At 65.5% G+C, this 23,840-nt stretch carries 25 protein-coding genes; 14 read left to right on the plus strand and 11 right to left on the minus strand.

Annotated elements, in window-relative coordinates:
* Nucleotides 1-262: 262 nt before the first annotated feature.
* The 3 genes from P8X75_05495 to P8X75_05505 all read left to right on the plus strand — a co-directional run bounded on the left by P8X75_05495 (nucleotide 263) and on the right by P8X75_05505 (nucleotide 3,019).
* Nucleotides 263-1,426 (plus strand): mandelate racemase/muconate lactonizing enzyme family protein, encoded by a 1,164-nt coding sequence (locus tag P8X75_05495; protein ID MEJ1994655.1) that lies wholly within the window; start codon nucleotides 263-265, stop codon nucleotides 1,424-1,426.
* Between the two features lie 30 nt (nucleotides 1,427-1,456).
* Entirely contained in the window at nucleotides 1,457-2,575 is a 1,119-nt protein-coding gene (locus tag P8X75_05500) for an aminotransferase class V-fold PLP-dependent enzyme (GenBank protein ID MEJ1994656.1), read from the plus strand.
* Nucleotides 2,576-2,638: 63 nt separating this feature from the next.
* Nucleotides 2,639-3,019, plus strand: coding sequence for a nuclear transport factor 2 family protein (locus tag P8X75_05505; GenBank protein MEJ1994657.1), 381 nt, complete (start codon nucleotides 2,639-2,641; stop codon nucleotides 3,017-3,019).
* A gap of 3 nt (nucleotides 3,020-3,022) precedes the next feature.
* Here P8X75_05505 and P8X75_05510 read toward each other — a convergent pair whose 3' ends face one another.
* Nucleotides 3,023-3,895 (minus strand): alpha/beta hydrolase, encoded by an 873-nt coding sequence (locus P8X75_05510; protein ID MEJ1994658.1) that lies wholly within the window; start codon nucleotides 3,893-3,895, stop codon nucleotides 3,023-3,025.
* A 77-nt stretch (nucleotides 3,896-3,972) separates the two neighbouring features.
* On the opposite strand from P8X75_05510, the gene P8X75_05515 reads away from it, so the two are divergent.
* Nucleotides 3,973-4,551 carry a lipocalin family protein gene (locus tag P8X75_05515; GenBank protein ID MEJ1994659.1) on the plus strand — a complete coding sequence of 193 codons (579 nt, stop codon included), beginning with the start codon at nucleotides 3,973-3,975 and terminating at the stop codon, nucleotides 4,549-4,551.
* Between the two features lie 48 nt (nucleotides 4,552-4,599).
* Here the strand turns inward: P8X75_05515 and P8X75_05520 are convergent, their stop codons facing one another.
* Together P8X75_05520 and P8X75_05525 are read right to left on the minus strand one after the other, a co-directional pair.
* A complete protein-coding gene (locus tag P8X75_05520) occupies nucleotides 4,600-5,211 on the minus strand; it encodes a DUF1013 domain-containing protein (protein MEJ1994660.1) in 612 nt (203 codons plus the stop codon).
* Between the two features lie 148 nt (nucleotides 5,212-5,359).
* Nucleotides 5,360-6,358 (minus strand): NAD(P)H-quinone oxidoreductase, encoded by a 999-nt coding sequence (locus tag P8X75_05525; protein ID MEJ1994661.1) that lies wholly within the window; start codon nucleotides 6,356-6,358, stop codon nucleotides 5,360-5,362.
* A 122-nt stretch (nucleotides 6,359-6,480) separates the two neighbouring features.
* Between P8X75_05525 and P8X75_05530 the strand changes: the two genes are divergently transcribed.
* Nucleotides 6,481-6,669, plus strand: a complete 189-nt coding sequence (locus tag P8X75_05530; GenBank protein ID MEJ1994662.1) for a DUF1192 domain-containing protein — start codon at nucleotides 6,481-6,483, stop codon at nucleotides 6,667-6,669.
* Here P8X75_05530 and P8X75_05535 read toward each other — a convergent pair.
* Entirely contained in the window at nucleotides 6,653-6,877 is a 225-nt protein-coding gene (locus P8X75_05535; GenBank protein MEJ1994663.1) for a hypothetical protein, read from the minus strand. The genes P8X75_05530 and P8X75_05535 overlap by 17 nt on opposite strands.
* Before the next feature lie 145 nt (nucleotides 6,878-7,022).
* Between P8X75_05535 and P8X75_05540 the strand changes: the two genes are divergently transcribed.
* Nucleotides 7,023-7,805: a 3-hydroxybutyrate dehydrogenase gene (locus P8X75_05540; protein MEJ1994664.1), complete on the plus strand. Its 783-nt coding sequence runs from the start codon at nucleotides 7,023-7,025 to the stop codon at nucleotides 7,803-7,805.
* On the opposite strand, the gene ltaE is transcribed toward P8X75_05540, so the two are convergent.
* The 3 genes from ltaE to P8X75_05555 form a co-directional block, all read right to left on the minus strand.
* The gene (ltaE, locus tag P8X75_05545) at nucleotides 7,802-8,875 is read right to left on the minus strand and encodes a low-specificity L-threonine aldolase (protein MEJ1994665.1); all 1,074 of its coding nucleotides are present in this window, start codon (nucleotides 8,873-8,875) and stop codon (nucleotides 7,802-7,804) included. The genes P8X75_05540 and ltaE overlap by 4 nt on opposite strands.
* Nucleotides 8,876-9,579: 704 nt before the next feature.
* Entirely contained in the window at nucleotides 9,580-11,004 is a 1,425-nt protein-coding gene (gene cls / locus P8X75_05550; protein MEJ1994666.1) for a cardiolipin synthase, read from the minus strand.
* A 60-nt stretch (nucleotides 11,005-11,064) separates the two neighbouring features.
* Nucleotides 11,065-11,817, minus strand: a complete 753-nt coding sequence (locus tag P8X75_05555; GenBank protein MEJ1994667.1) for an endonuclease/exonuclease/phosphatase family protein — start codon at nucleotides 11,815-11,817, stop codon at nucleotides 11,065-11,067.
* A 134-nt stretch (nucleotides 11,818-11,951) separates the two neighbouring features.
* On the opposite strand from P8X75_05555, the gene P8X75_05560 reads away from it, so the two are divergent.
* Nucleotides 11,952-12,791 (plus strand): nitroreductase family protein, encoded by an 840-nt coding sequence (locus P8X75_05560; protein MEJ1994668.1) that lies wholly within the window; start codon nucleotides 11,952-11,954, stop codon nucleotides 12,789-12,791.
* On the opposite strand, the gene P8X75_05565 is transcribed toward P8X75_05560, so the two are convergent.
* Together P8X75_05565 and P8X75_05570 are read right to left on the minus strand one after the other, a co-directional pair.
* Nucleotides 12,783-13,652: an alpha/beta hydrolase gene (locus tag P8X75_05565; protein ID MEJ1994669.1), complete on the minus strand. Its 870-nt coding sequence runs from the start codon at nucleotides 13,650-13,652 to the stop codon at nucleotides 12,783-12,785. The two genes, P8X75_05560 and P8X75_05565, sit on opposite strands and share 9 nt — an antisense overlap.
* Complete coding sequence (locus P8X75_05570) at nucleotides 13,643-14,251, minus strand: hypothetical protein (protein MEJ1994670.1); 609 nt, start codon at nucleotides 14,249-14,251, stop codon at nucleotides 13,643-13,645. Before P8X75_05570 ends, P8X75_05565 begins: the two co-directional genes overlap by 10 nt.
* Before the next feature lie 243 nt (nucleotides 14,252-14,494).
* Here P8X75_05570 and leuC point away from each other — a divergent pair, with 243 nt between their 5' ends.
* From leuC to P8X75_05590, 4 genes are read left to right on the plus strand one after another with little or no spacing between them, the layout of a single operon-like run.
* Nucleotides 14,495-15,916: a 3-isopropylmalate dehydratase large subunit gene (gene leuC / locus P8X75_05575; GenBank protein ID MEJ1994671.1), complete on the plus strand. Its 1,422-nt coding sequence runs from the start codon at nucleotides 14,495-14,497 to the stop codon at nucleotides 15,914-15,916.
* Between the two features lie 4 nt (nucleotides 15,917-15,920).
* A complete protein-coding gene (leuD, locus tag P8X75_05580; GenBank protein ID MEJ1994672.1) occupies nucleotides 15,921-16,541 on the plus strand; it encodes a 3-isopropylmalate dehydratase small subunit in 621 nt (206 codons plus the stop codon).
* A 39-nt stretch (nucleotides 16,542-16,580) separates the two neighbouring features.
* Nucleotides 16,581-17,681, plus strand: a complete 1,101-nt coding sequence (locus tag P8X75_05585) for an enolase C-terminal domain-like protein (GenBank protein ID MEJ1994673.1) — start codon at nucleotides 16,581-16,583, stop codon at nucleotides 17,679-17,681.
* Nucleotides 17,682-17,724: 43 nt separating this feature from the next.
* Nucleotides 17,725-18,579, plus strand: a complete 855-nt coding sequence (locus tag P8X75_05590) for a TauD/TfdA family dioxygenase (GenBank protein MEJ1994674.1) — start codon at nucleotides 17,725-17,727, stop codon at nucleotides 18,577-18,579.
* A 13-nt stretch (nucleotides 18,580-18,592) separates the two neighbouring features.
* Here the strand turns inward: P8X75_05590 and P8X75_05595 are convergent, their stop codons facing one another.
* Both P8X75_05595 and P8X75_05600 read right to left on the minus strand, forming a co-directional pair.
* Nucleotides 18,593-19,552 carry an ornithine cyclodeaminase family protein gene (locus tag P8X75_05595; protein MEJ1994675.1) on the minus strand — a complete coding sequence of 320 codons (960 nt, stop codon included), beginning with the start codon at nucleotides 19,550-19,552 and terminating at the stop codon, nucleotides 18,593-18,595.
* A 24-nt stretch (nucleotides 19,553-19,576) separates the two neighbouring features.
* Nucleotides 19,577-20,440 carry an oxaloacetate decarboxylase gene (locus P8X75_05600; protein ID MEJ1994676.1) on the minus strand — a complete coding sequence of 288 codons (864 nt, stop codon included), beginning with the start codon at nucleotides 20,438-20,440 and terminating at the stop codon, nucleotides 19,577-19,579.
* A 304-nt stretch (nucleotides 20,441-20,744) separates the two neighbouring features.
* On the opposite strand from P8X75_05600, the gene P8X75_05605 reads away from it, so the two are divergent.
* Genes P8X75_05605 through P8X75_05615 form a run of 3 tightly spaced genes read left to right on the plus strand, consistent with a single transcriptional unit; the run spans nucleotide 20,745 to nucleotide 23,819 of the window.
* Nucleotides 20,745-21,722 (plus strand): tripartite tricarboxylate transporter substrate binding protein, encoded by a 978-nt coding sequence (locus P8X75_05605; protein ID MEJ1994677.1) that lies wholly within the window; start codon nucleotides 20,745-20,747, stop codon nucleotides 21,720-21,722.
* Nucleotides 21,723-21,759: 37 nt separating this feature from the next.
* Complete coding sequence (locus P8X75_05610) at nucleotides 21,760-22,314, plus strand: tripartite tricarboxylate transporter TctB family protein (protein ID MEJ1994678.1); 555 nt, start codon at nucleotides 21,760-21,762, stop codon at nucleotides 22,312-22,314.
* A gap of 11 nt (nucleotides 22,315-22,325) precedes the next feature.
* Nucleotides 22,326-23,819, plus strand: coding sequence for a tripartite tricarboxylate transporter permease (locus tag P8X75_05615; protein MEJ1994679.1), 1,494 nt, complete (start codon nucleotides 22,326-22,328; stop codon nucleotides 23,817-23,819).
* The last annotated feature ends 21 nt before the right edge of the window (nucleotides 23,820-23,840 follow it).

A 23,840-nucleotide genomic window follows, 5' to 3' on the forward strand; every position in this document is an offset into this window, starting at 1 on the left:
AATTAGCAACCACGAGTGATCTAGAAAATCCGCCGCTGGCTTAATGCTGACCAATTGACGAACAACCAAGGGGATAGATTAATGAAAGTTCCTTTAGAGCGGCGTTACACCGATTGACTCTGATCTACCCACATCGGCAGCATTCCAGGGTCTTCTAAAAGTCATGATCAGTTCTTGGCAGGTATTCTGCAGGCGATAGGAGGTCTTTTCGGGTCTCCTCCGCATGAGTCAACCGAACAGCCTTTGGAGAGTAGCTTCTATCGTGCGCATTAAAGAAATCCGGGAAACCGTCGTGCCGATCAAGTCGGCGATCCGCAACGCCTACATCGACTTCAGCCAGATGACCGTCAGCGTCGTCGCCGTGATTACCGATCAGGTGCGCGACGGCAGGCCGGTGGTCGGCTACGGGTTCAATTCGAACGGCCGCTACGCGCCGCAGGGACTCCTGAGGGAACGTTTCATCCCGCGCCTGCAGCAGGCGGAGGCGGAGAGCCTGCAGGACGAAAACGGCCTCATCGACCCGCACAAGGCCTGGGACGCCATGATGGCGAACGAGAAGCCGGGCGGACATGGGGAGCGCTCGGTCGCCGTCGGCGTGCTCGACATGGCGATCTGGGACGCGCTCGCCAAGGCCGAAGAAAAGCCGCTCTACCGCCTGCTCGCGGAGCGCTACCGCGGCGGCGAGGAGGACGAGAAGGTCTTCGTCTATGCGGCGGGCGGCTACTACTACCCCGGCAAGGATGTCGAGCAGCTGCAGGAGGAGTTCCGCCGCTATCTCGGCATGGGCTATTCGGTCTGCAAGATGAAGATCGGCGGCGCCAGCCTGGAGGAGGACCTGCGCCGGATCGAGGCCGGAATCGAAGTGGTGGGCGAGCCCGGCCGCGTCGCGGTCGACGTCAACGGCCGTTTCGATCTGGAGACGGCGATCGCCTATGCCAGGGCGCTCGAGCCCTACGGTCTCTTCTGGTACGAGGAGATCGGAGATCCGCTGGATTTCCAGCTTCAGGCGGTCATGGCCGACTACTACGACAAGCCCATGGCGACCGGCGAGAACCTCTTCTCGCATCAGGACGCGCGCAACCTGCTGCGCTATGGCGGCATGCGGCCCGATCGCGACTACCTTCAGTTCGACTGCGCGCTCTCCTACGGGCTGGTGGAATACATGCGCACCCTGGACGAGGTGCGCGCCGCCGGATGGTCCCCCCGCCGCTGCATTCCGCATGGCGGGCACCAGATGTCGCTCAACATTGCAGCGGGCCTCGGTCTCGGCGGCAACGAGTCCTATCCGGAAATCTTCAAACCCTTCAACGGATTCGCCGACGGTGAGCCGGTGGTTGACGGCTACGTGGGCTTGCCCCAGGCGCCGGGCATCGGTTTCGAACTGAAGAACGAGCTTTACGCGGTCATGAGTCAGCTTTCTTCCTGATGGCTGGCTGGAGCGACAAGAGGAGCCGGCATGCGTGAACTCTACGATATTCCCCGCGAGGTGACCTACCTCAACTGCGCCTACGTATCGCCGCTGCTGAATTCGGTCGCCAGGGCCGTTTCCGAAGGCCTTGAGAGCGAGCGGCATCCCTGGAGCCTGACGCCGGACGATTTCTTCGACCCGCCGCAGCGCCTGCGCAGCCTCTTCGCCGGGCTGATCGGGGCGGAGGCGGAGGATATCGCCATCGTGCCCTCGGCCAGCTACGGGATCGCCACGGCAGCCGCCAACCTGCCGCTCGCCGAGGGGCAGAGCATCCTGATGCTGCAGGAGGAGTACCCCTCCAACGTCTATTCCTGGCGGCGCTTGGCCAAGCAGCGCGGGGCGGAGATCGTGACCGTGCCGCGCCCCGCCAGCGGGGACTGGACCGCGGCGATCCTGAAGCACCTGGACGAAAGGGTCGCCATCGCGGCGCTTGCGCAAAACCACTGGATGGACGGGGCGCTGATCGACCTTGAGCGGGTGGGCGAGGCCTTGCGGGACCAGGGCGCGGCCCTTGCCATCGACGCCAGTCAGTCCTGCGGCGCCCTGCCGTTCGATGTAAAGCGCATTCAGCCGGATTTCATGATCACCTGCGGCTACAAGTGGATGCACTGTCCCTACAGCATCTCCTTCCTCTACGCCGCGCCGGGCCGTCAGGCGGGCGTTCCCATCGAAGAGAACCCCATGAACCGCGAAGGCGGTCGGCAGTTCGCGCGGCTCGCCGACTACACGGAGCGCTATGGTCCCGGCGCGCTGCGCTACGACGTGGGGGAGCGGGCCAACTTCACGCTTCTGCCCGGCGCGATCGCCGCCTTGGAGCAACTGACCGAGTGGGGCGTTGAACAGATCCAGTCCGAGCTGCGTGCGAAGACCGCCCGGGTGGCGGAAGCCGGCAAGGCGCTGGGTCTCTCCGTCCTGCCGGAGGCTTTGCGGGCCGGGCATTTCCTCGGTCTGGTTTTCGAAGACGGCGTGCCCGAGGGCACGGCCCAGCGTTTGGCCGAGCAGAAGATCTTCGTCTCCGTGCGCGGCAACTCCGTCAGGGTCACGCCGCACCTCTACAACGACGACAGGGATATCGAGCGGTTCATCGAGGCGCTGAGGAAGCTCTAGCGCCAAGCCTCTCGAGCCCTGCTATTCTCCAGCTTTGCAGGTCAAGCATGGGGAGGTTCTGCGATGACGCGAGAGGTGACCATCGCTCTTTTGGACGAGATTCAGGATGGTTTCAACCGGCAGGACGTGGACGCGATCCTGTCGCACTTCGTGGAGGACTGCGTCTGGGTGATGGCGCGCGGGCCGGAGGCGCCCGAGGGCCGCGTCTGCCACGGCAAGGAAGAGATCGGCGAGGTCCTGCGCACGCGCTACCGCCAGATTCCGGACATGCGCTGGGAGGATATCCGGCACTGGATCTTCGGCCAGGAAAAGGCGCTCTCGGAATGGGTGGTGCGCGGCACGCCGGCCGGGGGTGAGGGCTTCGCCTACCTCGGCTGCGACCTCTGGGAGTTCCGGGACGGCTTCGTCACCAAGAAGGACACCTACTGGAAGTACATCGGCTAGGCGTCAGGCGCGCAGGAAGGCCGTCATGTCCGCCAGGACCGGCGCGCTGTCCCGCAGGGGCTTGGAAAGCGCCAAAAGAAGCCCGGCGTGCCCGATGTCCGGATAGCGCTTTTCCACCACCGGCACGCCCGCCGCACGGGCCGCTTGCGCCAGATTGGCGCTGTTCTTCGGCAGGACCGTGCTGTCGTCTTCGCCGCTGGCCAGGAAAAGCGGCGGCGCGTCCGGTCCCACCCGGTTGACCGGCTGCGTCGCCTCCAGGTCGCTGGCCCCCGCGAAGGCCCGCTTGGTGGCGCGCCACTTGAGGGGCAGGAAGTCGTAGGGCCCGGCCAGTCCGGCGATCCCAGCGATCCGATCGGGCGTCAGGCCATGGGGCTCCAGGAACTCCGGCGCCAGCCCCAGCATCACCGCGTTGTAGGCGCCCGCCGAGTGTCCTGCGAGAAAGACCTTATTGGTCTCGGCGCCGAAGCGTTCACCCTCCGCCAGGCACCAGGCGAGGGCGGCGGCGTTGTCCTCCAGGAAAGCGGGGTAGGTCACCTCCGGCACCAGCCGGTAGTCAGGGATCGCCACATAAAAACCGGCGGCTGCCAGGGCGTGACCCACGAAGGCGTAGTCCTGCCGCCTGCCCGAGTTCCAGGAGCCGCCGTAGAGGAAGACCACCAGCGGCGCGGGGCCGCCCTCTGCTGGGCCGCCCTTTGCGGGTCCGTAGAGGTCCAGCTTCTGGCGGTCGTGGGGCCCGAAGGAAAGACCGTCGCCCAGCAGCTTCGTGCCCTCGTCGAAGGAGACGACGGCGTTGAAGGCGCCAAGGCGCGTGCAGCCGGTCAGTAGGAGCGGCAGTCCGGCGGCGAGGAGCGTTCGTCTGGATAGCTTTGAGATCATGCCCTTTGAACTAGATCGCTGCGCGCGCGATGGCGAGGGCCTTGCTTTGGCTCTCATCTGAAGCAACTGTTTCTCCCATGAAAAACCTCTTCGCATCGCTTTTCGCCGTCTCGCTCCTAGCCGCGCCTGCAGCGGCGGAGGAAGACGCACCGCTGAAGCCGGTATCGGGTTTCGACGTCACGCGCTACCTGGGCGACTGGCACGAAATCGCTTCCATACCCGCCTGGTTCCAGGATCACTGCGCCAGCGACACCATGGCCAGCTATGGTGTGGAGCCGGAGAGCGGGCTGGTGACGGTGCTGAACCGATGCCGGGACGAGGCGGGGGAGTGGGACGCAGCCGACGGTTATGCCCGCTTTACCGGTCCGCGCGACGAGGGCGGTCTGGAGGTTACCTTCCTCAGCCTCTTCGGTACGCCGATCTGGTTGATTTCGGGCGACTACGTGGTGGTCGCGCTGGATGAGGACTACCGCTGGTCGGCGGTGGGGCATCCCTCGCGCGACTATGCCTGGATCCTGTCGCGCGAGCCGGAGATGGCGGAGGAGACGATCAAGGAGATCGCCGCCCGCTTCGCGGCTGTCGGCTACGACACCTGTGAAATCCTGACCAGTCCCCGCAAAGAAGAAGAGGCGCGCCGTCCGCTCTGTGAGCTCTAGCACGCCTCTACCATCTTCAAGAACGTCGGATCCTTTGAGGATCGCCGGTCAGTCCAGGATGCCGCCGGTGTCGCCTTCCTTCTCACCTTCGAAGGGGGCCTGCGCCTCCTTGTTCTGGTTGGCGCGCTCGCGGCCCTTGGCGCTCTTCAGCGCCTTTTCGACCGTGGCGTTCAACTCGCTCTGCGAACAGAGGCCGAGCAGGACGGGATCGCGCGGGCGAATGTTGGCGGAGTTCCAGTGGCTGCGCTCGCGCACTGCCTGGATGGTGTTCTTGGTGGTGCCGATCAGCTTGCCGACCTGGGCGTCCGACAGCTCAGGATGGTGGCGCAGCAGCCAGGCGACGCCATCGGGCTTGTCCTGACGCTTGGCGACGGGCGTGTAGCGCGGGCCCTTGGTGCGCTTTGCGGGCTGCGGCAGATCCTGCTTGGCCATCTGCAAGCTGGCGCTCGGGTCCGCCTGACAACGCTCCAGCTCTTCCTTGGTGAGCTGATTGTTGGCGACGGGGTCCATGCCGTGGATGCCGGTCGCCACCTCGCCGTCGGCGATGCCCTGAACCTCCAGGCGGTGCAGACCGCAGAAGTCGGCAATCTGCTCAAAGGAGAGCGAGGTGTTTTCGACCAACCATACGGCGGTCGCCTTGGGCATGAGCGGTTTGTTCATCGATCCTCCTTCTGCGCGGCCGGCGCGCTCTTCGGGCCTGTGCCTGGCCGCCTGCCGCCGGGGTCGCTCCCCTCGCGGCGCTTGTTGGCTTTTTCCTTTATGGAATGGCCGGGAATATAGGGGCTTGGCGCCTGCGGATAAAGCCCAATCAGTCGAAGGTCAACATGATCTTGCCGATATGTTCGGAAGATTCCATCAGCCGGTGGGCCTCGGCGGCCCCGGTCAGGGGAAAGCTGCTGTGGATCAGGGGTTTGACGCGGCCTTCCTCCAGCAGTGGCCAGACCTTTTCCCGGAGTTGGGCGGCGATGGCCGCCTTGAAGGCGACGTCGCGCGCCCGCAGGGTCGATCCGGTGATCTTCAGGCGCTTCAGCATGACCGGCAGGAAGTCGACTTCGGCCTTGGAGCCGCCCAGGAAGGCGATGAAGACCAGCCGCCCGTCGGGGGCCAGCAGCTTGATGTCGCGCGAGATGTAGTCGCCGCCCACCATGTCGAGGATCACGTCCACGCCCTTGCCGCCGCTCTCTTCCTTCAAGACCGCGACGAAATCCTCCTCGCGGTAGTTGACCGCGCGCTTGGCGCCGAGCGCGCGGCAGGCCTCCAGCTTCTCAGGCGATCCGGCGGTGGTGTAGACCTCCGCCCCGAAGGCGCTGGCGAGCTGGATCGCCGTGGTGCCGATGCCGCTGGACCCGCCATGCACCAGGAAGCGTTCTCCCGGTTGCAGGCCCGCCCGGTCGAAGACATTGGACCAGACGGTGAAGTAGGTCTCCGGAAGCGCCGCGGCGGCGGTCGCGTCGAAGCCCTTGGGGAAGGGCAGGCATTGGGCCGCCGGGGCTGCGCAATACTCGGCATAGCCGCCGCCGGTCACCAGAGCCGTGACCCGCTCGCCAAGGCCAGGGCTCTCCACGCCCTCGCCCCGCGCCACCACCTCGCCGGCCACCTCCAGGCCCGGAATGTCCGAAGCGCCGGGCGGCGGCGGATAGCCGCCCAGCCGTTGCAGCACGTCGGGCCGGTTCACGCCCGCCGCTTCGACCCGGATCAGGACTTCGCCCGCAGCGGCTTCCGGCAAGGGCCGCTTTGCGGGGCGCAGAACCTCCGGCCCGCCGGGTTCGGTGATCTCTATGGCGGTCATTTCGCTGGGAAGGGACATGAAGGGCTTGCTCCTGCTGAGACTGGCGGGTGGGCGGCGCTTGGCGCTGGCGCCTCTCGGACGCTAGACTGCCCCCCGACCGCGACCGAGTTCAAGCGCAGCCTTTGCAAGGAGGAGGGGCCATGGACAGCGATGACCTGGAGCCGAGAAAGGTGAAGCCCAAGCCCAAGGACCTGGAGCTCTTGGGCGTGGAGGAGTTGGAGGAATACATCGCCGGTCTACAGGCCGAGATCGACCGGGCGCGCGCCGTGATCGACGGCAAGCAGAGCCACAAGGGCGCCGCCGAGGCGCTGTTCAAGCCGCGCGGCTAGTCCCGCGCCAGAACATCAGCCAGCCGAGCGGCCCCAAGAACAACACGATCACCACCCAGCCGAAGCGCGGGCTCAAGGGGCAACGCGCGCCCTCGCGGGCCTTCCAGGGGCCGCCCCGGCTCGACAGCAGCACATGGGCGAGCGGCAGCAGCCAGCCCCCGATCAGGAGGCTCCAGGCAATTATCTGGGTGAGCAGGATCTGATCCATGACAGAGGGCACTCTGCCCTCTAGCGCGCCATTGATAAAGCGGCCTTTCATCAAGTTCTGGCTTTCCACGGGCCGCCCCTTGCGCTTAGCTTCGCCGCAGCGCAGCATAATCAGTATCCAAGAGAGAGAAAGGAAGCGGATCGCCATGCTCAAAGGAAAGGCGGCACTCGTCACCGGATCGACCAGCGGCATCGGGCTCGGCATGGCGCGGGCCTTCGCGGCGGAGGGCTGCAAGGTCATGCTGAATGGCCTGGGCGACGCCGCCGAGATCGAGGCCACCCGCGCGGCCCTGGCCGAGGAGTTCGGGGTCGAGGTGCGCTACAACGGCGCGGACATGACCAAACCGGACCAGATCGCCGCCATGGTCGAGGAGGCGGAGAACGCTTTCGGGTCGCTCGATATCCTGGTGAACAATGCCGGCATTCAGCACACCGCTGCGATCCCCGACTTCCCCGACGCGAAGTGGGAGGCGGTGATCGCGATCAACCTCTCGGCTGTGTTCTATGGGACCAAGGCCGCGCTGCCGGGCATGCAAAAACGCGGCTGGGGCCGGATCGTCAACATCGCTTCCGCCCACGGCAAGGTCGCCTCGCCCAACAAGTCCGCCTATGTCGCCGCCAAGCACGGGGTCGTCGGCCTGACCAAGGTCACGGCGCTGGAGAACGCGGGCAAGGGCGTCACCTGCAACGCCATCTGTCCGGGCTGGGTGCGCACCGATCTCGTGGAGCGGCAGATCGAGGCGCTGGCTGAAAAGCTGGGCGTCTCGGTCGAAGAGGGTGCGGTGGAGCTTTTGCGCGAAAAGCAGCCCTCGCTTCAGTTCGTAACGCCGGAACAGCTTGGCGGCTTCGCCGTCTTCCTTTGCGGTCCGGCGGCGGAACAGATCACGGGCGCTGCGCTCTCCATGGACGGCGGCTGGACCGCGATCTAACGGGCGAGATAGCTGGCGGCGGCTTCGATGACCCGCTCGACGCCTGCGTCGTCGACGTCCAGGTGGGTGACGAGACGAAGCCGAGTCGAGGGACCGCTGATGACGATGTTCTGCTCGGCCATGTGGGCGAGCAGCCCCTCCGCCAGTTCCAGCGACAGGTCCAGGAACAGCATGTTGGTCTCGACCGTCTCCAGATCGACTGAAAGCCCGGGCAGTTCGGCGAGGGCTTCGGCCAGACGCCGGGCGCGGGCGTGGTCGTCGGCCATGCGCTCTATGTTGTTGTCCAGGGCGTAAAGGCCCGCCGCCGCCAGAACGCCGGCCTGGCGCATGCCGCCGCCCAGCATCTTGCGCCAGTGACGCGCCCGTTCGATGAAGTCGCCGGGGCCGGCGAGCACCGAGCCGACCGGCGCGCCCAGGCCCTTGGAAAGACACAAGGACACCGTGTCAAAGCCTTCGGTCACCCGGTCCGGCGCTTCGCCGAGCTTTACCGCCGCATTCATCATGCGCGCGCCGTCCAGGTGCAGCGCCAGGCCCTTGTCGCGGGCCAGAGCCGCGGCGGCGGCCTGGTAGCCAAGCGGAAGCACGCGCCCCCAGTAGGTGTTCTCCAGCGAGATCAGCCGGGTCTTGGCGTAGTGCACGTCGTAGGGCCGCACGGCGGCGGCGAAGCGCTCTAGCGGAACCTGACCGTTATCGGGCGTCGGCAGGGGGTGGGCGCAGACACCGCCAAGCGCCATGGCCCCGCCGCCCTCGTACCCGAAGGTGTGGCAGCCTTCGCCCACCAGATACTCCTCGCCGCGCCCACAATGGGTGAGGAGCGCCAGCAGGTTGGTCTGCGTGCCGCTGGTGCAGAAGAGGGCGGATTCCTTGCCCAGCATCCGCGCCGATTTTTCTTCGAGAGCCCGGACGGTGGGATCGTCCCGGTAGACGTCGTCGCCCAGTTCGGCTTCCAGCATCGCCCGGCGCATCCCGGCGCTGGGCTGGGTCACCGTGTCGCTGCGCAGGTCGACCCGTCCGGGCGCGTTGGGCCGCTGCCGGGCGGCGGGATCGTTGATGGGGTAGGCGTCCGCCATGGGCGTTTTTGTCCGTTCTTCTCAAAACCGTTGCTCGAGTCGCTCAAGCCCGGGGAAATAGGGCAGCACGGGCGCTCCTCTTAAGTCCAGCCCCTTAAACAGTTTTTCGGCGCCGATCACGCTGTCGTCACGAATTCCGGCAATTTTAACTAATTGCTAATAATTTCCACGTTAAGATAGTGGTGCCGAAAAGGAGTCACCTCCTAATCGGTGAATGGTCATTCCATTCGAAGCCTCCCTGTTCCTTATAGGCCGTCGGCTCTGTTCGACGGCCTCTCTTTTTATTTGCCGCCCAAGATACCGAAGCATGCGCCGCTGGGCTGCGCCTGCTGTCGTGCTAGATTCTTGGCCATGACCGTTGGGCTCAAGAAAGTGAAAGATACCCTGTTGGTGGCTCTCTTCGCCGCGTTCCTGGCGTTGCCCGCCCGGGCCGAACCAGCAGATTTGACGCCTCGGGAAGAACGGCCCCTGCTTCATGAGCACCCAAACCGCCATCGCGTCGCGCCGATTCCGCCGCCGCGCAGCGTGCCGGTTCCCCCGCATGAAAAGCCAAAGCTCGCCGAGCCGCCGACGCCCGCCACCGAGAAGTACCGCGGCAGCTCGCCATCGGGGGACAGCGGGAGGACGGGATCCGGCTTGGGGAGCGGCGGGTCGCCCCCGCCAGGCGGACGCTTGTCGCCCCTTAACTAGGAAAGCGGTCTGAACTAGAGGATGGGCGAGGCGAGGCGGGCCAGGCGCACCGCCAGCTTGAAGAAAAGCGAACTGCTTTCATACTCCCCGACGCTGTACTCCCGGCAGTTGGCGAAATCGCGCAACAGCATCTCCTCGACCTCCTTGGCGAAGGCGGGGTCGATCACCACGGCGGTGATCTCGAAGTTCAAGCGGAAGGAGCGGTTGTCGAAGTTGGCCGAACCGACGGCGGCGGCCGTGCCATCCAGAAGGGCGACCTTCTGGTGAAGGAAGCCTTCGGTGTAACGGTAGAAACGCACCCCGTCGCCGACCGCGTCCTCGAAGAAGGAGAAGGCGGCGAGCCAGACCACCCAGTTGTCGGGCCTGTCCGGGATCATGATGCGCACATCGACGCCGCGCAGCGCGGCCAGGTGCAGGGCCGTCAAGACGTCCGAGTCCGGCACGAAGTAGGGACTGACGATCCAGATCCGCTCAACCGCGGAGTTGATCGCCTGCACGAAGAAGAGGCTGCAGGTCTCCACGGGATCGGCCGGGCCGCTCGCCATGACCAGAGCCGCCTGGTCGCCCTCGGGGGCGTCCAGGGCCTGCCAGTTTAGCGACAGATGCTGTTTGGTCGCCCAGAACCAGTCCTTCTCGAAGGAAAGCTGGGCGGCCTGCACGATGGGGCCTCTCAGCTCCACCTGCGTATCGCGCCAATGGCCGAACTTCTCGCTGAGGCCCATGTACTCATCGCCCACGTTCGCCCCGCCGATGAAGGCCACTCTACCGTCGGCGACGACGATCTTGCGGTGGTTGCGGAAGTTGAGCTGGAAGCGGTTGAAAATGCCGGTCGAGGAGCCGAAGCGTGAGACCTGCACCCCCTGGCGTCTCAGCTTCTCGAAGAAGGCGTCGCTGGTCTTGTGGCTGCCTATCTCGTCGTACAGCAGGTGACAGTGCAGGCCGCGCGCTGCGGCCGCCGCCAGCTTCTGCGCGAGCTGCCGGCCGGTGTCGTCGTCGCGGATGATGTAGAACTGAACCAGGACGTAGGACTCCGCCTTGTCGATCGCCCTGAAGATCGCCTCGAAGATGGCCGGGCCGTCGATCAGCAGCCTGGCGTCGTTGCCCAGGGTGAAGGGCATGTCGGCTAAACTTTCGATCACCTTGATCTCACCCAACTGGCGCTGCGAAAGCTCGGTCTGATCGGGGAAGACCTGCCGCTCCATGGGCGCTTGGTGGGCGATCAAGTCGGAAGAGCGCCGCCGGGCCACATAGCCCTGAAAGCGGCGGCGCCCGAAAATCAGGAACAACGGCAGCGCCAGATAAGGCATGGCGATCAGCGATATGGCCCAGGCGATCGCGCCCTCGCTGGTGCGTGCCCGCCAGATCGCAATGATGGCGCAGACGAACCCGGCAAGAACCGTTGCTGTCGCCAGGAGGGCCAGGATTTGGGTCAGTTCCATTGCGATCTTCCAGGTTTCAGGCGGGTCGGGCTCAACCGGTGTCGGCGATAACGCCATCCCCTATCCGGCAAGCAGGCCCTCGCTCTTGTGGCCGGTCTTGGCTTCCTCCCCGGGCTTCCTCGCTGCGACCTCCGCCCAGATCGGCAGATGGTCGGAGGCGATGCCCGCCAGGGGCGAGTGATGGACTCCAGCGGCGAGAACCTCGATCCCGTCATCATGGAACAGCCGGTCCAGCGGCGCTACCGGGCGGTAGGCCGGATAACTCTTGCCCGGAGCATGGCCGCTGTAGCGCTTGGAGATCGCTTCAAGACTGGGGGCGTCATGACTCCAATCGTTGAAGTCGCCGATGATCACCGTCGGCAGATGCCCCTCCAGCTCATCCAGACGCTTCAGGATCGCCGCCGCTTGCAGCCGCCGCCAGCGGCGCAAGAGCGACAGGTGCGCGCCGACGACGCGAAAGCGCAATCCTCTGTCCTCCAGTTCCACGATCACCGCGCCGCGCGGCTCCAGAGCCGGGAGTTCCAGGCGGTGCGCCTCGATGATCGCGACGCCGCGGCGCACGAGAACCGCATTGCCGTGCCAGCCCAGCGAGTCGGGCCGGATCGCGAGGTCGATGACCTGGTAGTCCGTATCCGCCTCAATGGCGCTGGGCGGCAGGCTGGAGGCGCGGCGGCGACCGAACCGGCGGTCGGCTTCCTGCAGGACCACGACGTCGGCGGCCAGTTCCTCCAACACGCCAAGAATGCGCTCGGGCTTGCGGCGGCGGTCGCGGCCGATCGACTTTCGGATGTTGTAAGAAGCGATGCGTATCACGCTGGCACGCGGACTCCGGTCCAAATGGATCCAAGGCCGCCGCCGGGTTCAATTCCGGCAGACGACCGCCGAGGGAATGTTTTAGGCTGCCCGCCAACGCGCGATACGGCAAGGCGAAGAGGGAATTTTGCGCCATGAGCGATCTGAACGAAGACTACCGGCGGCGCTTCGGGCTGGAGCCTGGCCAAGACCTCGAGGCAGCCGGCCCCGCGCCTGAAGGCGTCATCCAGCGGCTTCGGCACAGCAGCATCCGGAAGTTCACGGGAGCAGCGCTGCCGGAGCCGATGGTGACCGCACTGCTCGCCGCCGCGCAGTCCGCCCCCAGCAAGTCGAACCTGCAGCAGTACTCGATCCTGAGGCTCGAAGACCCGGCCAAGCGCGCAAGGCTAGCAGGCATGCTGGGCAACAGCGGATGGGCGCTGGATGCGCCGCTCTTCCTGGTCTTTCTCGGCGATCTGCGCCGCAACAGACGGGTCGGGGAGCTGCGCGGCTATCCCAACAGGAACGACAACGCCGACAGCTTCATGAACGCCGCCGTTGACGCCGCGCTCGCCCTGCAGAGCTTCATCGCGGCGGCCGAGGCCTGGGGCCTCGGCTGCTGCCCGATCAGTCAGGTGCGGGGCGATCTGGAGGGTCTGGGCGCGCTCCTGGAACTGCCGGAAGGCGTCTTCCCCATCGCCGGGCTGGCCGTCGGCTTTCCGGACGAGGAGCCTGCAACCTCCCAACGCCTGCCGCCCTCTCTGGTTCAGCACCTCGACCGCTATGACGATTCGCGCCTGGAAGAGGAGCTGGCCGCCTATGACGACAGGGTCTTCGCGGCGGCGCCCATTCCGCCTGAAAAGCAACGGCATCTGGACCTCTACGGTCCCGCCGAGCGGGGCACCTGGTCGGAGCAGACGGCCCGCCAGCTTTCGCAGCCCGAGCGGCAGGGATTCCGCGCCTGGCTTGCAAGGCAGGGGATATCGCTAGGCTAGGAGCTGCTCCATCACCTGGGCCGTGCGGTCCGGCTTCTCGTACATGATCCAGTGGCCGACGCCGGGCTCGACGTGCAGTTCCGCGCCAGGCTGCGCGGTCTTCAAGATGGCCTCGCGCTCCGGCAGGTAGGGGCCGATGGTGGCGTCCAGGGCGCCCACCAGCAGCTTGACCGGCGCCTCAACCTCCGCCAATGCGCGGGCCAGCGTATCGGTGCCGGATATGGGGCGGCTCTTGACGCGGTGCTGGGCCGTGTTCTGCGCCTGGATGTGGAGCGCCAGAGGATCGATGCAGCCGGGGTCCGAGACCATCAGGATTTCCAGGTTGCGCCGGTGCGCCGCCTCGATCTCCTCGGGCGTCATGTCCGGCCTGCGCCGCACCAAGTCGGGCATGGGGCCGCGCGGCGCGCCGAGCCCTCCCGGTGCGATCAGCAGCAAGAGGCGGCAGCGCGGGCCCAGCAGGCGCGCGAGGTGGCCGGCGATCACGCCGCCGAAGGAAAAGCCGCAGACCGCCGGGCGCTCTCCAGCCTCGAGCAAAGGCTCCAGAGAAAGCATCACACTCTCGGCGAGCGTTTCGGCGGAGACCGGCTGTGGGGCGTCGTCGGACTCCCCGAATCCGGGCATGTCGGGAACCAGCAGGCGGCGTCCGCGCGACAGCGGCGCGATCATCCTGACCCAATGCGCCCAGGTGCCATACCCGCCGTGCAGCAGCACCAGCGGCGGACCCTCGCCCCAGATCCGCCAGACGACCTTCTTGCCTTGCAGGCCGGGCAGGGCCTGCTTCCTGCCCGTCGCCTCCAGCGCTGCCAGCGCCTCGGGCGGACTGCCCTGGCTGAGGTCGATGTCCCGTGGGGTCAGAGCCATGCGAACTCCCGGGCCGCCTCGTAGAGGAAATAGAGTCCGCCGGAGAGGATCAACGCCTCCATGAAAAGCTTGTGGATGCGAAGCGGGGTGGAGCGCACGATCCAGCGTCCGACGTAGGCCAGACCGTAGCCGATCAGGAAGGGCGCCAGCAGCATGCCCGCGCCGAAGGTCGAGCCGGAGAGCAGGCCATAGGGCACCGCGGCGGCGGCGAGGCCCTTGTTGCCGACCTTTACGTCGAGGTGCGACATGGTGCGCTGAAGCGGTACCGACAGCACGAGAAACACGCCCAGCACCAAGGCGACGATGGCCACGGGCAGGGAGATGTAAATGATCGCGCTCAGGATGATGAAGGGCGTCGCCGTGCCGAAGATCGCCAGGAAGGCCCGCCATTCCACCGACTTGCGGAAGACCCAGACCCGCGTGCAGTTCGAGATGACCATGGCGGTGGCGGTCACCGGCACCGTCTCCTTCACCCCGATGATGGGCGCCAGGCAGATGGCCAGCAGCAACGCACCCGCAAATCCGCCGACCGAATGGAAGACGGCGGTGCCGAAAGCGGCGGCGAGCGCCAGAATCAGGGGAAGGGTGTCGATCTCCATCCTATCGCGTCCAAGGTCCGGGTTCGTCGTTTTGTCGACAATCCACTCTAGTGATGGCGCAGGTTTTGTCCAGGCCGGCGGGAAAGCGGCACTGTGGATTTAGCTTACAACGAATAGGGAAAAGGACCCCCGATCATGGCAGCCATGCGCGAGGGTGGTTTCAATGATCGCTTGAATTGTCTACAATCCCATCGCTGACAAGCCCGGTACAGCCTGAAGAATAGAAGCTTGGAGCCCATAGGGATGAACGCTGAGGACGCGAAGACCATCTTCGATAAGATCTGGGAGCAGCACGTCGTGGCCGAGCGCGACGACGGCGAAAGCCTGATCTACATCGACCGTCTGCTGTTGCAGGAGAACTCTTTCCACGCCTTCGACAAGATCCGGCGGGAGGGCCGCAAGGTCCGCAATCCAGGCCAGGCCTTTGCCTTTTCGGATCACTACGTGCCGACGACGGACCGTTCTCGCGGCCTCGATTCCATCGAGGATCCGGAGATCCGCAACATGGTCGAGATCATTGAGCGGGATTCCCGCGACTACGATATCGAGCTCTTCGGCATGGGCGATATCCGCCAAGGCATCCTGCATATCGTCGGGCCGGAGCAGGGCATAACCCAGCCAGGTCTGGTGATCGCGGGCGCGGATTCCCATACCTCCACCCACGGCGCGCTGGGCGCCTATGCATTTGGCGTGGGCTCCTCGGAAGTGGCGCATGTTCTTGCGGTCCAGGGCCTCTGGCGCAGCCGTCCCAAGACCATGAAGGTCGAGGTGGTCGATCCCATACCGTCGGGAACCACCTCCAAGGACTTGATCCTGGCCATCATCGGCAAGATCACGGCCGGCGGCGCGGTCGGCCATGTGATCGAATACGCCGGGCGCGGCATCGAAGAGCTGTCGGTGGAGCAGCGCATGACCGTCTGCAACATGTCGATCGAGGCGGGCGCGCGGGCCGGTCTGGTCTCGCCGGACCAGAAGGTCTTCGACTACATCAAGGGCCGCCCCTACGCGCCGGGCGAAGAGCACTGGGACGCTGCGCTCGCCCATTGGAAGAGCCTCAAGAGCGATCCCGCTGCACGCTACGATCGTCACGTCACCATCTCGGCGGAGGAGATCGCCCCGATGGTGACCTGGGGCACCAGCCCGGACCAGGTGGCGCCGGTCACCCAGCGCATCCCCGATCCGGCCTCCGAGAGCGATCCGCAGCGCCGGCAGCGCATGGAAAAGGCGCTCAAGTACATGGATCTGGAGCCGGGCCAGGAACTGCGCAAGATCGCGGTTGACCGGGTCTTCATCGGATCCTGCACCAACAGCCGCATCGAAGACCTGCGGGCCGCCGCCGCCGTGGCCAAGGGCAAGTCGGCGAAGGTTCCGACCATGGTGGTCCCAGGCTCCGGGCTCATCAAGAAGCAGGCGGAGGAGGAGGGCCTTCATGAGATTTTCCTGGCCGCCGGTTTCGAGTGGCGAGAGCCGGGCTGCTCCATGTGCGTCGGCATCAACGGCGACCAGTTGAAGCCCGGCGAGCGCTGCGCCTCCACCTCCAACCGCAACTTCGAGGGGCGGCAGGGCCGCGGCGGGCGCACCCATCTGGTGAGCCCGGCCATGGCCGCCGCCGCCGCGGTCACCGGCGGGCTCTGCGATGTCCGCGAACTGATGGGGGAGGGCTGAGACCATGGAACCCTTCAAGAAGGTCACCGGCACGGCAGCGCCTCTCGATCTGATGAACGTCAACACCGATCAGATCTTCCCCGCGCGCTTCATCAAGAAGCCGCGCTCGGTCGGCTATGCGCAGTTCACCTTCCACGATGTCCGGCGCGACGATGACGGCGAGCTGAGGGATGACTTCCCGCTCAACCAGCCGCGCTTCAAGGATGCCGCGATCATCGTCGGCAACGAGAACTTCGGCTGCGGGTCGTCGCGTGAGGGTGCCGTCTACACGCTTGAGGAGTCGGGGGTGCGCGTGGTCATCGCGCCCAGCTTCGGCGATATCTTCGCTGCGAACTGCATGAAGAACGGCCTCCTGACCATCCGCCTGCCCGCGGAGACGGTGGCCGACCTGCGTCGTGAGCTGGAAAAGGCAAACGATCCGAGCCTGACGGTCGACCTCGAGTCCGAGACCATCACCAAGCCCTCGGGCGAGACGCTCTCCTTCCAGGCGGACTCCTTCCAGAAGCACTGCCTCGTCAACGGGCTGAACGAGATCGACCTCTCGCTGGAGTTCGCCGACGAGGTGGAGGCTTTCGAGACAAGGCACCGCCAGCGCCTGCCCTGGCTCGCCCCCAAGGAGGCGTGAGCGCCGCAACCATGACGACACAGCCATGACGACACAGCCATGACGACACTCGCCGAGATCACGCTGACCAGGGTCGAGCTGCCGCTGATCACACCCTACAAGCTCTCCTACCGCACCTTCGAGAGCTTCGAGCCCTTTCTGATCGAGCTGCGCGATTCCGAGGGGCGGAGCGGTTGGGGCGAGCAGCATATCTCACCCGGTTCAAGCGCCGAGACCCGCGAGGGTGGCTGGGACTTCCTGCGCGACCTCTGCGAAGCCCTGCTGGGGCTCTCGCCCAGCGAGGCCAAGTCCAAGGTCCTGGCCCGCGCCGAGGAGAGCAAGGTCGCGGCCACCACCTTGGTCACCGCGATCGAGATGCTGGAGGGCGCGGCCTGCCTGGAGAACCGTCAGGAGCGGCGCTTTCGCCTGCTGACCGCCTTCAACGCCTCCGACCGCGAGGGCATCGCCGAGGAGGTCGAGCGGCGTCTGGCCGAGGGCTTCCGAACCTTCAAGATCAAGGTCGGCAAGGACGTGGAGGCGGACATCGAGCGCTTCGCCTGGATCCAGCAGTGCGTCGCCGGCCGGGCCACGCTTCGCGTGGACGCCAACCGGGGTTATTCACGCGAGCAAGGGTGCCGCTTCGCCTCCGCCATCGCGCCGGAAGGGGTCGAGCTCTTCGAGCAGCCCTGCGCGGCGGAGGACTGGGATGCGAACGCCGCCGTCGCCGCCGTCTCGAACGTGCCCTTGATGCTGGACGAGCCGATCTGCGCGCTGGCCGACATCGACCGGGCAGGCGGCATTGAAGGGGTGGGTCTCTGCAAGGTGAAGCTGAAGCGCTTCGGCTCTCTCGAAGCCCTCCAGGCCGCCCTGAAGCGCACCAGGGACAACGGCCTGGGCGCGGTGCTGGGGGACGGTCTGGGCGCTGAGATCAACTGCTGGATGGAGGCCCGCGCCTCGGACGGCCTGTTGGAGAACGCCGGGGAGTTCAACGGCTTCGTGAAGATCCGGCCCGAGGCCCGCCTGCTGGCCGAACCGCTGCCGTTCGAGGCGGGAGAGATTATTCTGCCCGCCGGCTGGTGGCCGCAGATGGACAGGAAACGCCTGGCCGAGCGCAGGCTGGCGAGCGAGCGCTTTGCAAAGCCAGCCGTAAGCCTCACATGACTCATCAAGAACAATGCCAAGACTTGAAGAAGGAGGAACAGCCATGGAGATCATTCCAACAGGGGCCGCTCTGGGCGCCGAGATCAAAGGCCTCAACCTTTCCGAGCCACTGAGCGCCGGAGAAGCCGAGCAACTGCGCGCGGCCTGGGACAAGCACCTGGTGCTGACCTTTCGCGGACAGGACCTGAGCGACCCTGAGCTTCTGGCCTTCAGCCGCAACTTCGGGGAGTTGGACCCGCCGGGCCCCAATCCCTACGGCACCACCTTTCTGCCCGAGTACCCGGAGATCAACGTCATCTCCAACGTGAAGGACGACCAGGGTCGGCCGATCGGCAACCTGGGCGCGGGCGAGGCCGTCTGGCACGCCGACATGACCTATGTCGATCTGCCGCCCAAGGCCGCCATCCTGCATGCGCTGGAGGTGCCGGTGGGCCAGGGCGACACCTACTTCGCCAACATGGTCGAAGCCTACGCGGACCTGCCCGAAGACCTGAAAAAGGCGATCGAGGGCAAGGAGGCGATCCACGACGCTGCCCACAATTCGGCCGGCATGCTGCGCAAGGGCTACGAGGAGGTCTCCGACCCGCGCAAGACGCCGGGCGCCCATCACCCGCTGGTGCGCTACGACAAGGCCACGGGCCGGCGTGCGCTCTTCCTTGGCCGCCGCCCGCATGCCTACATCATCGGGATGGAGCAGGAGGAGAGCGACAAGCTCCTGGATGCACTCTGGGAGCATGCGACCGACCCGAAATACGCCTGGTCGCACCAATGGCAGAAGGGCGACGTCCTGATGTGGCAGAACCTCTGGGTCCTGCACCGCCGGGACGGCTTCGACCCCGACGTGCGCCGCATCATGCACCGCACCCAGATCAAGGGGGACGAGGCGATCGTCGCCTGATGCGCGGTCACGCCTAAAGCGTGATGGTTTGGCCGATCCCCTGGGCCTCGGCACGGTCCAGCACCTGCTTGGCCATGGCGAGGTCGCAGACCGCCATGCCCTGGATCACGGCGATGATGGTCTCCTCGTCATGGCTGCGGCCGGGTTTCGCGCCGACGGCGACCTCACCGATGTCGGCGTCGACGCGGGCGAGCAGGTCTTCCCTGGAAATGGCCCCCGACTTCACCCAGTGATGGAGATCGCCCTGTGCGAGCGCGTAGTCGGTGTCGTCGACGATCAGACGGTCGGCCTCTCCCAGCACCTCGAAGGACACCTCCGGCACCCCGCCCATGGAGAGCAGCAAGGCGCCCTTCTTCAGCCAGCCGGCCGGGATGAAGGGCTCTTTCGCCTGCGTGATGGTGGCGACCACGTCCGCGCCCTTCACGGCTTTCTCGATGGAGCAGGGGGTCAGGACCGTATCCTTCACCTTGCCGCCGAAGGACTCTGCCAGCGCCTCGGCGTTCTCGAGTGAGCGCGAGGCGATCCGCAGCTCCTCGAAGGGCAGCGCGTGGGTCAGGGTGCGCACGAACTCCCGCCCGATCTTGCCCGTGCCGATCAAGGCGGCGGTCCTGGCGCCGGGGGCGGCAAGCCATCTGGCGGCCAGGCCGCCGGTGGCGGCGGTGCGGCGGCGGTGCAGCCAGTCCTCGCCGACCAGCGCGATGGGCTGTCCCCCTTCGAAGTCGGTCAGCCAGCAATAGTAGTAGCCGGGAGTCGCAAGGCGGGCGCCGGCCACGCCCATGGTCTTAAGGTGCGCGCCCTTCAGCCGGCACTTGGCCGGCTTCTCGCGCGGCAGCGTCGTAAAGGCGGAGGAGGGGTGGGAAAGGACGTCGCGCTGGTCGCCGTAGTAGCGATAAGCCAGTTCGCAAGCCTCGAAGGCCCCGTCCAGGTCTTCTTCGGCCAGGGCCATGACTTCCGCTTCGCTAAGATACCGCATGCTTCAATAGATCTCCTTGGTTGCTTAGCCGCCGAAGCGCTCGGCGAACGCCAGCCAGTCGTCCTGATCGACCACCACGTCCCGCTCGGGCAGGGGGCAGAGCCGGTCGGAGAGCGCGCCGGAGTCGCCGTCGCGCCGGATCGCCTGCAAAACATCCGACATCGTCTGGATCACAGCCCGTTGCAGGTCGGAGGGGATGATGACAAGGGAGAAGCCAAGCTCGCCCAGGCGCTCGACCGGGGTGAAGGGCGTGCGCCCGCCCTTGAACATATTGATCATCAAGGGCCCTTCCAGACGCTGCGGTATCGCCGCGATCTGCTCCGGGGTCTCGGGCGCCTCAACGAAGAGAATGTCCGCACCGGCTTCCTTGTAGGCCTGCACGCGCTCCAGCGCGGCCTCGAACCCCTCGACCGCGATGGCGTCGCTGCGCGCGGCGATCAGGAAATCGTCATCACGGCGCGCGTCGGTCGCCGCCTTCAGCTTGTCGGTCATTTCTCCCGTGGAAACCAGCGACTTCCCGGCCAGATGGCCGCAGCGCTTTGGGAATCCCTGGTCTTCGAGGTGGAGGCCCGCGATGCCGGCGGCTTCGAAGCTGCGTACCGTGCGGCGCACGTGAAGCGAAGTGCCGTGCCCGGTGTCGCCGTCCGCCAGGACGGGCAGGCCGGAGGCCTCCACGATCTGGCCGAGACGCTGGGCCATCTCGGCCATATTGACCAAGCCCAGGTCGGGCAGGCCCATGGAGCGGGCGATTGCGCCGCCGCTGGCGTAGACGGCTTCGAATCCGGCGCGGCTCACCATGCCGGCGGAGAGGCCGTCGAACACGCCCGGTGCGACCAAAGGCGCCTTGGCGGCCATCAGAGTCTTCAAGGATTTGCCGGGTCCCGGCATGGAGTCCCTCCCTTCCTGGCTGGCGGAGCCTCAACGTCGTGGACTGTCTACAATAATAGAGCGAGGCACCGTGGATTTTTTACTCAATTAGCAGGAAATATGCGGATTTCCCAGAGTTTTCCCCAGGTCCCCTGGCTGCCATTCGAAAAATCCGCGTCATTTTGTTGACAATTTGCGCCTTGGTCGCCCATCCTAAGGATCTCTGCCGGACCGGCTGCCTTTTGGGGTGTCCAATTTCTCGACAGAGCAGTCTTCCGGCCCGCCGAATGGTCGGTAACAGAGAACGAGTTTATGGGAGGAAAATATGAACCGCACTCTTAAGAACCTCGGTGGGGGCATGATGCTGGCTGCGGCCGGCGCGCTCCTCGCTTTTTCGGGCGACGCCAAAGCCCAGGAACTGCCTGATTGCAACATCGAGGTTGTGATCCACTCCAGCTACGGCGGCGGCACCGACACCACCGCCCGCATGATGATGATCCGCACCCGCCGCGAGCTCGACCGCGATATGGCGGTGGTGGCTCAGCGCGGCGGCTCCGGCGCGAAGGCTCAGAATTACGTGCTGAGCAAGCCCGCCGACGGCTGCACCATCATGGCGCTGACCCAGTCGCACCTCTACACCATGGCCCGCGGCCAGTCCGACATGAAGATCGAAGACATCACCGGCGTTGCCCGCGCGATGGACGATCCCACCTTCATCGTCGTGCGTGGCGACAGCGACATGAACACGCTCGAAGAGATGATCGCCAAGTCCAAGGAGACCCCGCTCAACTTCGGCGTGGCGCAGATCGGCGGCACCGAGCACATCGGTCTTGCCCAGTTCGCCGAGCTGTCCGGCTTGCAGTTCAAGGTCGTGCCCTTCGGCTCCGGCGCGCAGATGGTCCAGGCCCTGCTGTCCGGCGCCATCGACGGCACCGTTCCGAACGTCTCCGAGGCGGGCAACCAGGTCGATGACGGCAGCTTCAAGGCGCTGGCCGTGATGGCCGAAGAGCGTCTGGACGACTATCCGAACGTGCCCTCGACCTACGAGCTCGGCTATGAGGCCAAGACCTCTACGACCCGTGGTTACGCTGTTCTGGCTTCCACCCCGCAGCCGATCATCGATCTGCTGTCCGAGGCGATGGTCAAGGCCATGAAGCACGACACCTTCGCCAACTATCTGGCGAGCGCCGGTCTGAAGCCGGAGACTTCCGTCGCCGGCACGGAAGTGTGGGACAAGCACCTGAAGGAAGAGTACGCGAAGGCCGCCAAGGCCCTCAAAGATCTCGGCCTGATGGACCAGTAACCCAAGACGGAAGTCTCCGCCTCTAAGGAGGACCTCAATGTCCGAACAGCCCGGTGGGGCCGGAGGCATGGAGGGCGCGCGATCCAGCAATGGGATCGTGCGCCTCCTCCATCCGGTCGACACGGTCGTTGCGCTCCTGATCCTGGCCTTCGTGGGATTCCTGTTCTACGAAACCACCCAGTTCGACCGCGTATCGGCCCTCTTCAGTCAGAACATTCCGCCGACCATGTTTCCGCGGATGCTGCTGATCTTTATCGCGGCCCTGGCTCTCGTGATGCCCTTCGAGCACATCCTTTTGAAGCGCAAGGGCAAGAACATCGACAAGGACCGCAGCGACACGGTGAAATGGATCACCTGGGCGACCATCATCGTCCTGACGGTAATCCTGGCCACATCTGAGGTGCTGGGTACCCTTTTGACCCTGGTTTCGGTCTGTCTGTTCATTCCGATGCTGTGGGGCGAGCGGAGGCTGCGGGTCGTGTTGCCTTTCGCGATCATCTTCCCGGTTTGTGTGGCTGCGCTGTTCGAGCTGGTGCTGAAGGTATTCTTCGCGCCCGGCGTTCTGAACATCAGTCTTCGAGCTTTGACCTAAGGGAGTCCCAGATGGAACCGATCCTAGTAGGTCTGGGGCTTCTCTTTGACCCCTTCAATATCATGCTGATCCTGGGCGGCGTCCTGATCGGCGTGCTGGTTGGCGCTCTGCCGGGGCTGTCTTCGCCCATGGCGATCGCACTCTTGATTCCCTTCACGATCCAACTGGAGCCGATCCCGGCCATCGCGATGATGGCGGCGCTGTACTGCGCGGGAACCTTCGGCGGATCGATCACCGCCATCCTGATCAATGCGCCCGGCGCCCCACCAGCGGCCGCCACGGCGCTGGACGGCTATCCCATGGCCAAGAAGGGCGAACCCGGCCGGGCCCTGGGCCTCGCCACCGTCTCCTCGGTGGTGGGTGGCGTCATCAGCCTCATCATCTTCATTTTCGCCGCACCGCTGCTGGCCAAGGTGGCGTTGGAGTTCCGTCCGCCCGAGTACTTCGCGCTGGCGATCTTCGCGCTCTCCATGCTGGCCTCCATGAGCGGCAAGTCCTCGCTGCGCAACCTGATTTCAGGGGCCTTCGGTGTGCTGTTGGGCACCATCGGCGTCCACCTGACGACCGGCGTCGAGCGCTTCACCTTCGACTTCTCTGAGCTTCAGGAGGGCATCAACTTCGTGCCCGTCCTGATCGGGCTCTTTGCGCTGGGTGAGATGCTGAGCCAGTCGCAGACCCTGGACACCGCCTTCGAGCGGATCAAGGCGACGGCCATGAAGCTGCCGACCTTCAAGGAGCTGAAGGAGTTGAAGGGCACGATCCTGCGTTCTTCCGGCCTCGGCACCTTCATCGGCATCCTGCCCGCCGAGGGATCAACGGTCGCCGCCATCATGGGCTACAACGAAGCCAAGCGCTGGTCCAAGAAGAAGGAGGAGTTCGGCACCGGCACGCCCGAGGGCATCGTCGGTCCGGAAGCGGCCAACAACGCGGCCGCAGGCGGCGCCATGGTTCCGACCCTGGCGCTCGGCATTCCGGGCTCGGGCTCCACGGCCCTGATCCTGGCCGCGCTGATCATGCACGGCTTCCGCCCCGGTCCCTACCTGATCAACGAGACGCCGGAATTCATCTACGCGATCTTCGGCGCGATGCTGGTGGCCAACCTCGGCTTCCTGGTGATCGGTCTGGTGGGCGCGAAGTTCTTCTCGATGGTGACCTTCATTCCCAACCGGCTCCTGTGGCCGGCGGTGGTGGTCTTCTCGATGATCGGCGCCTATGCCTACGGCGGGTCCATGTTCGACGTCTGGGTCATGCTGATCTCGGGCATCGTCGGCTTCTTCATGCTGCGTCACGGCTTTGCGCCCGCGCCGCTGGTCATGGGTCTCATCCTGGGACCCCTGGTCGAGGAGAAGTTCTCTCAGGCCATGATCATCTACGACAACAACTTCTTCCGCTTCTTCGAGAGCTGGATCGTGATCCTGTTCTTCGTCCTGACGGTGATCAGCCTCTCCACGCCTCTCTGGGGCGTCTTGAGGGACCGCAGGTCGGCCAAGAAGAAGCCTGCGTAAGAAAGGGGGAGGTGTCAGGTC

The organism is Limibacillus sp. (assembly GCA_037379885.1).
Taxonomy (GTDB): domain Bacteria; phylum Pseudomonadota; class Alphaproteobacteria; order Kiloniellales; family CECT-8803; genus JARRJC01.

Coding starts and splice junctions, on each gene's coding strand:
- P8X75_05605 (MEJ1994677.1), top strand. CDS start 20,745: ATGAACCGCACTCTTAAGAACCTCGGTGGGGGCATGATGCTGGCTGCG.
- P8X75_05500 (MEJ1994656.1), top strand. CDS start 1,457: ATGCGTGAACTCTACGATATTCCCCGCGAGGTGACCTACCTCAACTGC.
- P8X75_05595 (MEJ1994675.1), bottom strand. CDS start 19,552: ATGCGGTATCTTAGCGAAGCGGAAGTCATGGCCCTGGCCGAAGAAGAC.
- P8X75_05525 (MEJ1994661.1), bottom strand. CDS start 6,358: ATGTCCCTTCCCAGCGAAATGACCGCCATAGAGATCACCGAACCCGGC.
- P8X75_05505 (MEJ1994657.1), top strand. CDS start 2,639: ATGACGCGAGAGGTGACCATCGCTCTTTTGGACGAGATTCAGGATGGT.
- P8X75_05530 (MEJ1994662.1), top strand. CDS start 6,481: ATGGACAGCGATGACCTGGAGCCGAGAAAGGTGAAGCCCAAGCCCAAG.
- leuD (MEJ1994672.1), top strand. CDS start 15,921: ATGGAACCCTTCAAGAAGGTCACCGGCACGGCAGCGCCTCTCGATCTG.
- cls (MEJ1994666.1), bottom strand. CDS start 11,004: ATGGAACTGACCCAAATCCTGGCCCTCCTGGCGACAGCAACGGTTCTT.
- P8X75_05535 (MEJ1994663.1), bottom strand. CDS start 6,877: ATGGATCAGATCCTGCTCACCCAGATAATTGCCTGGAGCCTCCTGATC.
- P8X75_05515 (MEJ1994659.1), top strand. CDS start 3,973: ATGAAAAACCTCTTCGCATCGCTTTTCGCCGTCTCGCTCCTAGCCGCG.
- P8X75_05585 (MEJ1994673.1), top strand. CDS start 16,581: ATGACGACACTCGCCGAGATCACGCTGACCAGGGTCGAGCTGCCGCTG.
- P8X75_05560 (MEJ1994668.1), top strand. CDS start 11,952: ATGAGCGATCTGAACGAAGACTACCGGCGGCGCTTCGGGCTGGAGCCT.
- P8X75_05600 (MEJ1994676.1), bottom strand. CDS start 20,440: ATGCCGGGACCCGGCAAATCCTTGAAGACTCTGATGGCCGCCAAGGCG.
- P8X75_05570 (MEJ1994670.1), bottom strand. CDS start 14,251: ATGGAGATCGACACCCTTCCCCTGATTCTGGCGCTCGCCGCCGCTTTC.
- P8X75_05520 (MEJ1994660.1), bottom strand. CDS start 5,211: ATGAACAAACCGCTCATGCCCAAGGCGACCGCCGTATGGTTGGTCGAA.
- P8X75_05615 (MEJ1994679.1), top strand. CDS start 22,326: ATGGAACCGATCCTAGTAGGTCTGGGGCTTCTCTTTGACCCCTTCAAT.
- P8X75_05590 (MEJ1994674.1), top strand. CDS start 17,725: ATGGAGATCATTCCAACAGGGGCCGCTCTGGGCGCCGAGATCAAAGGC.
- leuC (MEJ1994671.1), top strand. CDS start 14,495: ATGAACGCTGAGGACGCGAAGACCATCTTCGATAAGATCTGGGAGCAG.
- ltaE (MEJ1994665.1), bottom strand. CDS start 8,875: ATGGCGGACGCCTACCCCATCAACGATCCCGCCGCCCGGCAGCGGCCC.
- P8X75_05540 (MEJ1994664.1), top strand. CDS start 7,023: ATGCTCAAAGGAAAGGCGGCACTCGTCACCGGATCGACCAGCGGCATC.
- P8X75_05565 (MEJ1994669.1), bottom strand. CDS start 13,652: ATGGCTCTGACCCCACGGGACATCGACCTCAGCCAGGGCAGTCCGCCC.
- P8X75_05610 (MEJ1994678.1), top strand. CDS start 21,760: ATGTCCGAACAGCCCGGTGGGGCCGGAGGCATGGAGGGCGCGCGATCC.
- P8X75_05510 (MEJ1994658.1), bottom strand. CDS start 3,895: ATGATCTCAAAGCTATCCAGACGAACGCTCCTCGCCGCCGGACTGCCG.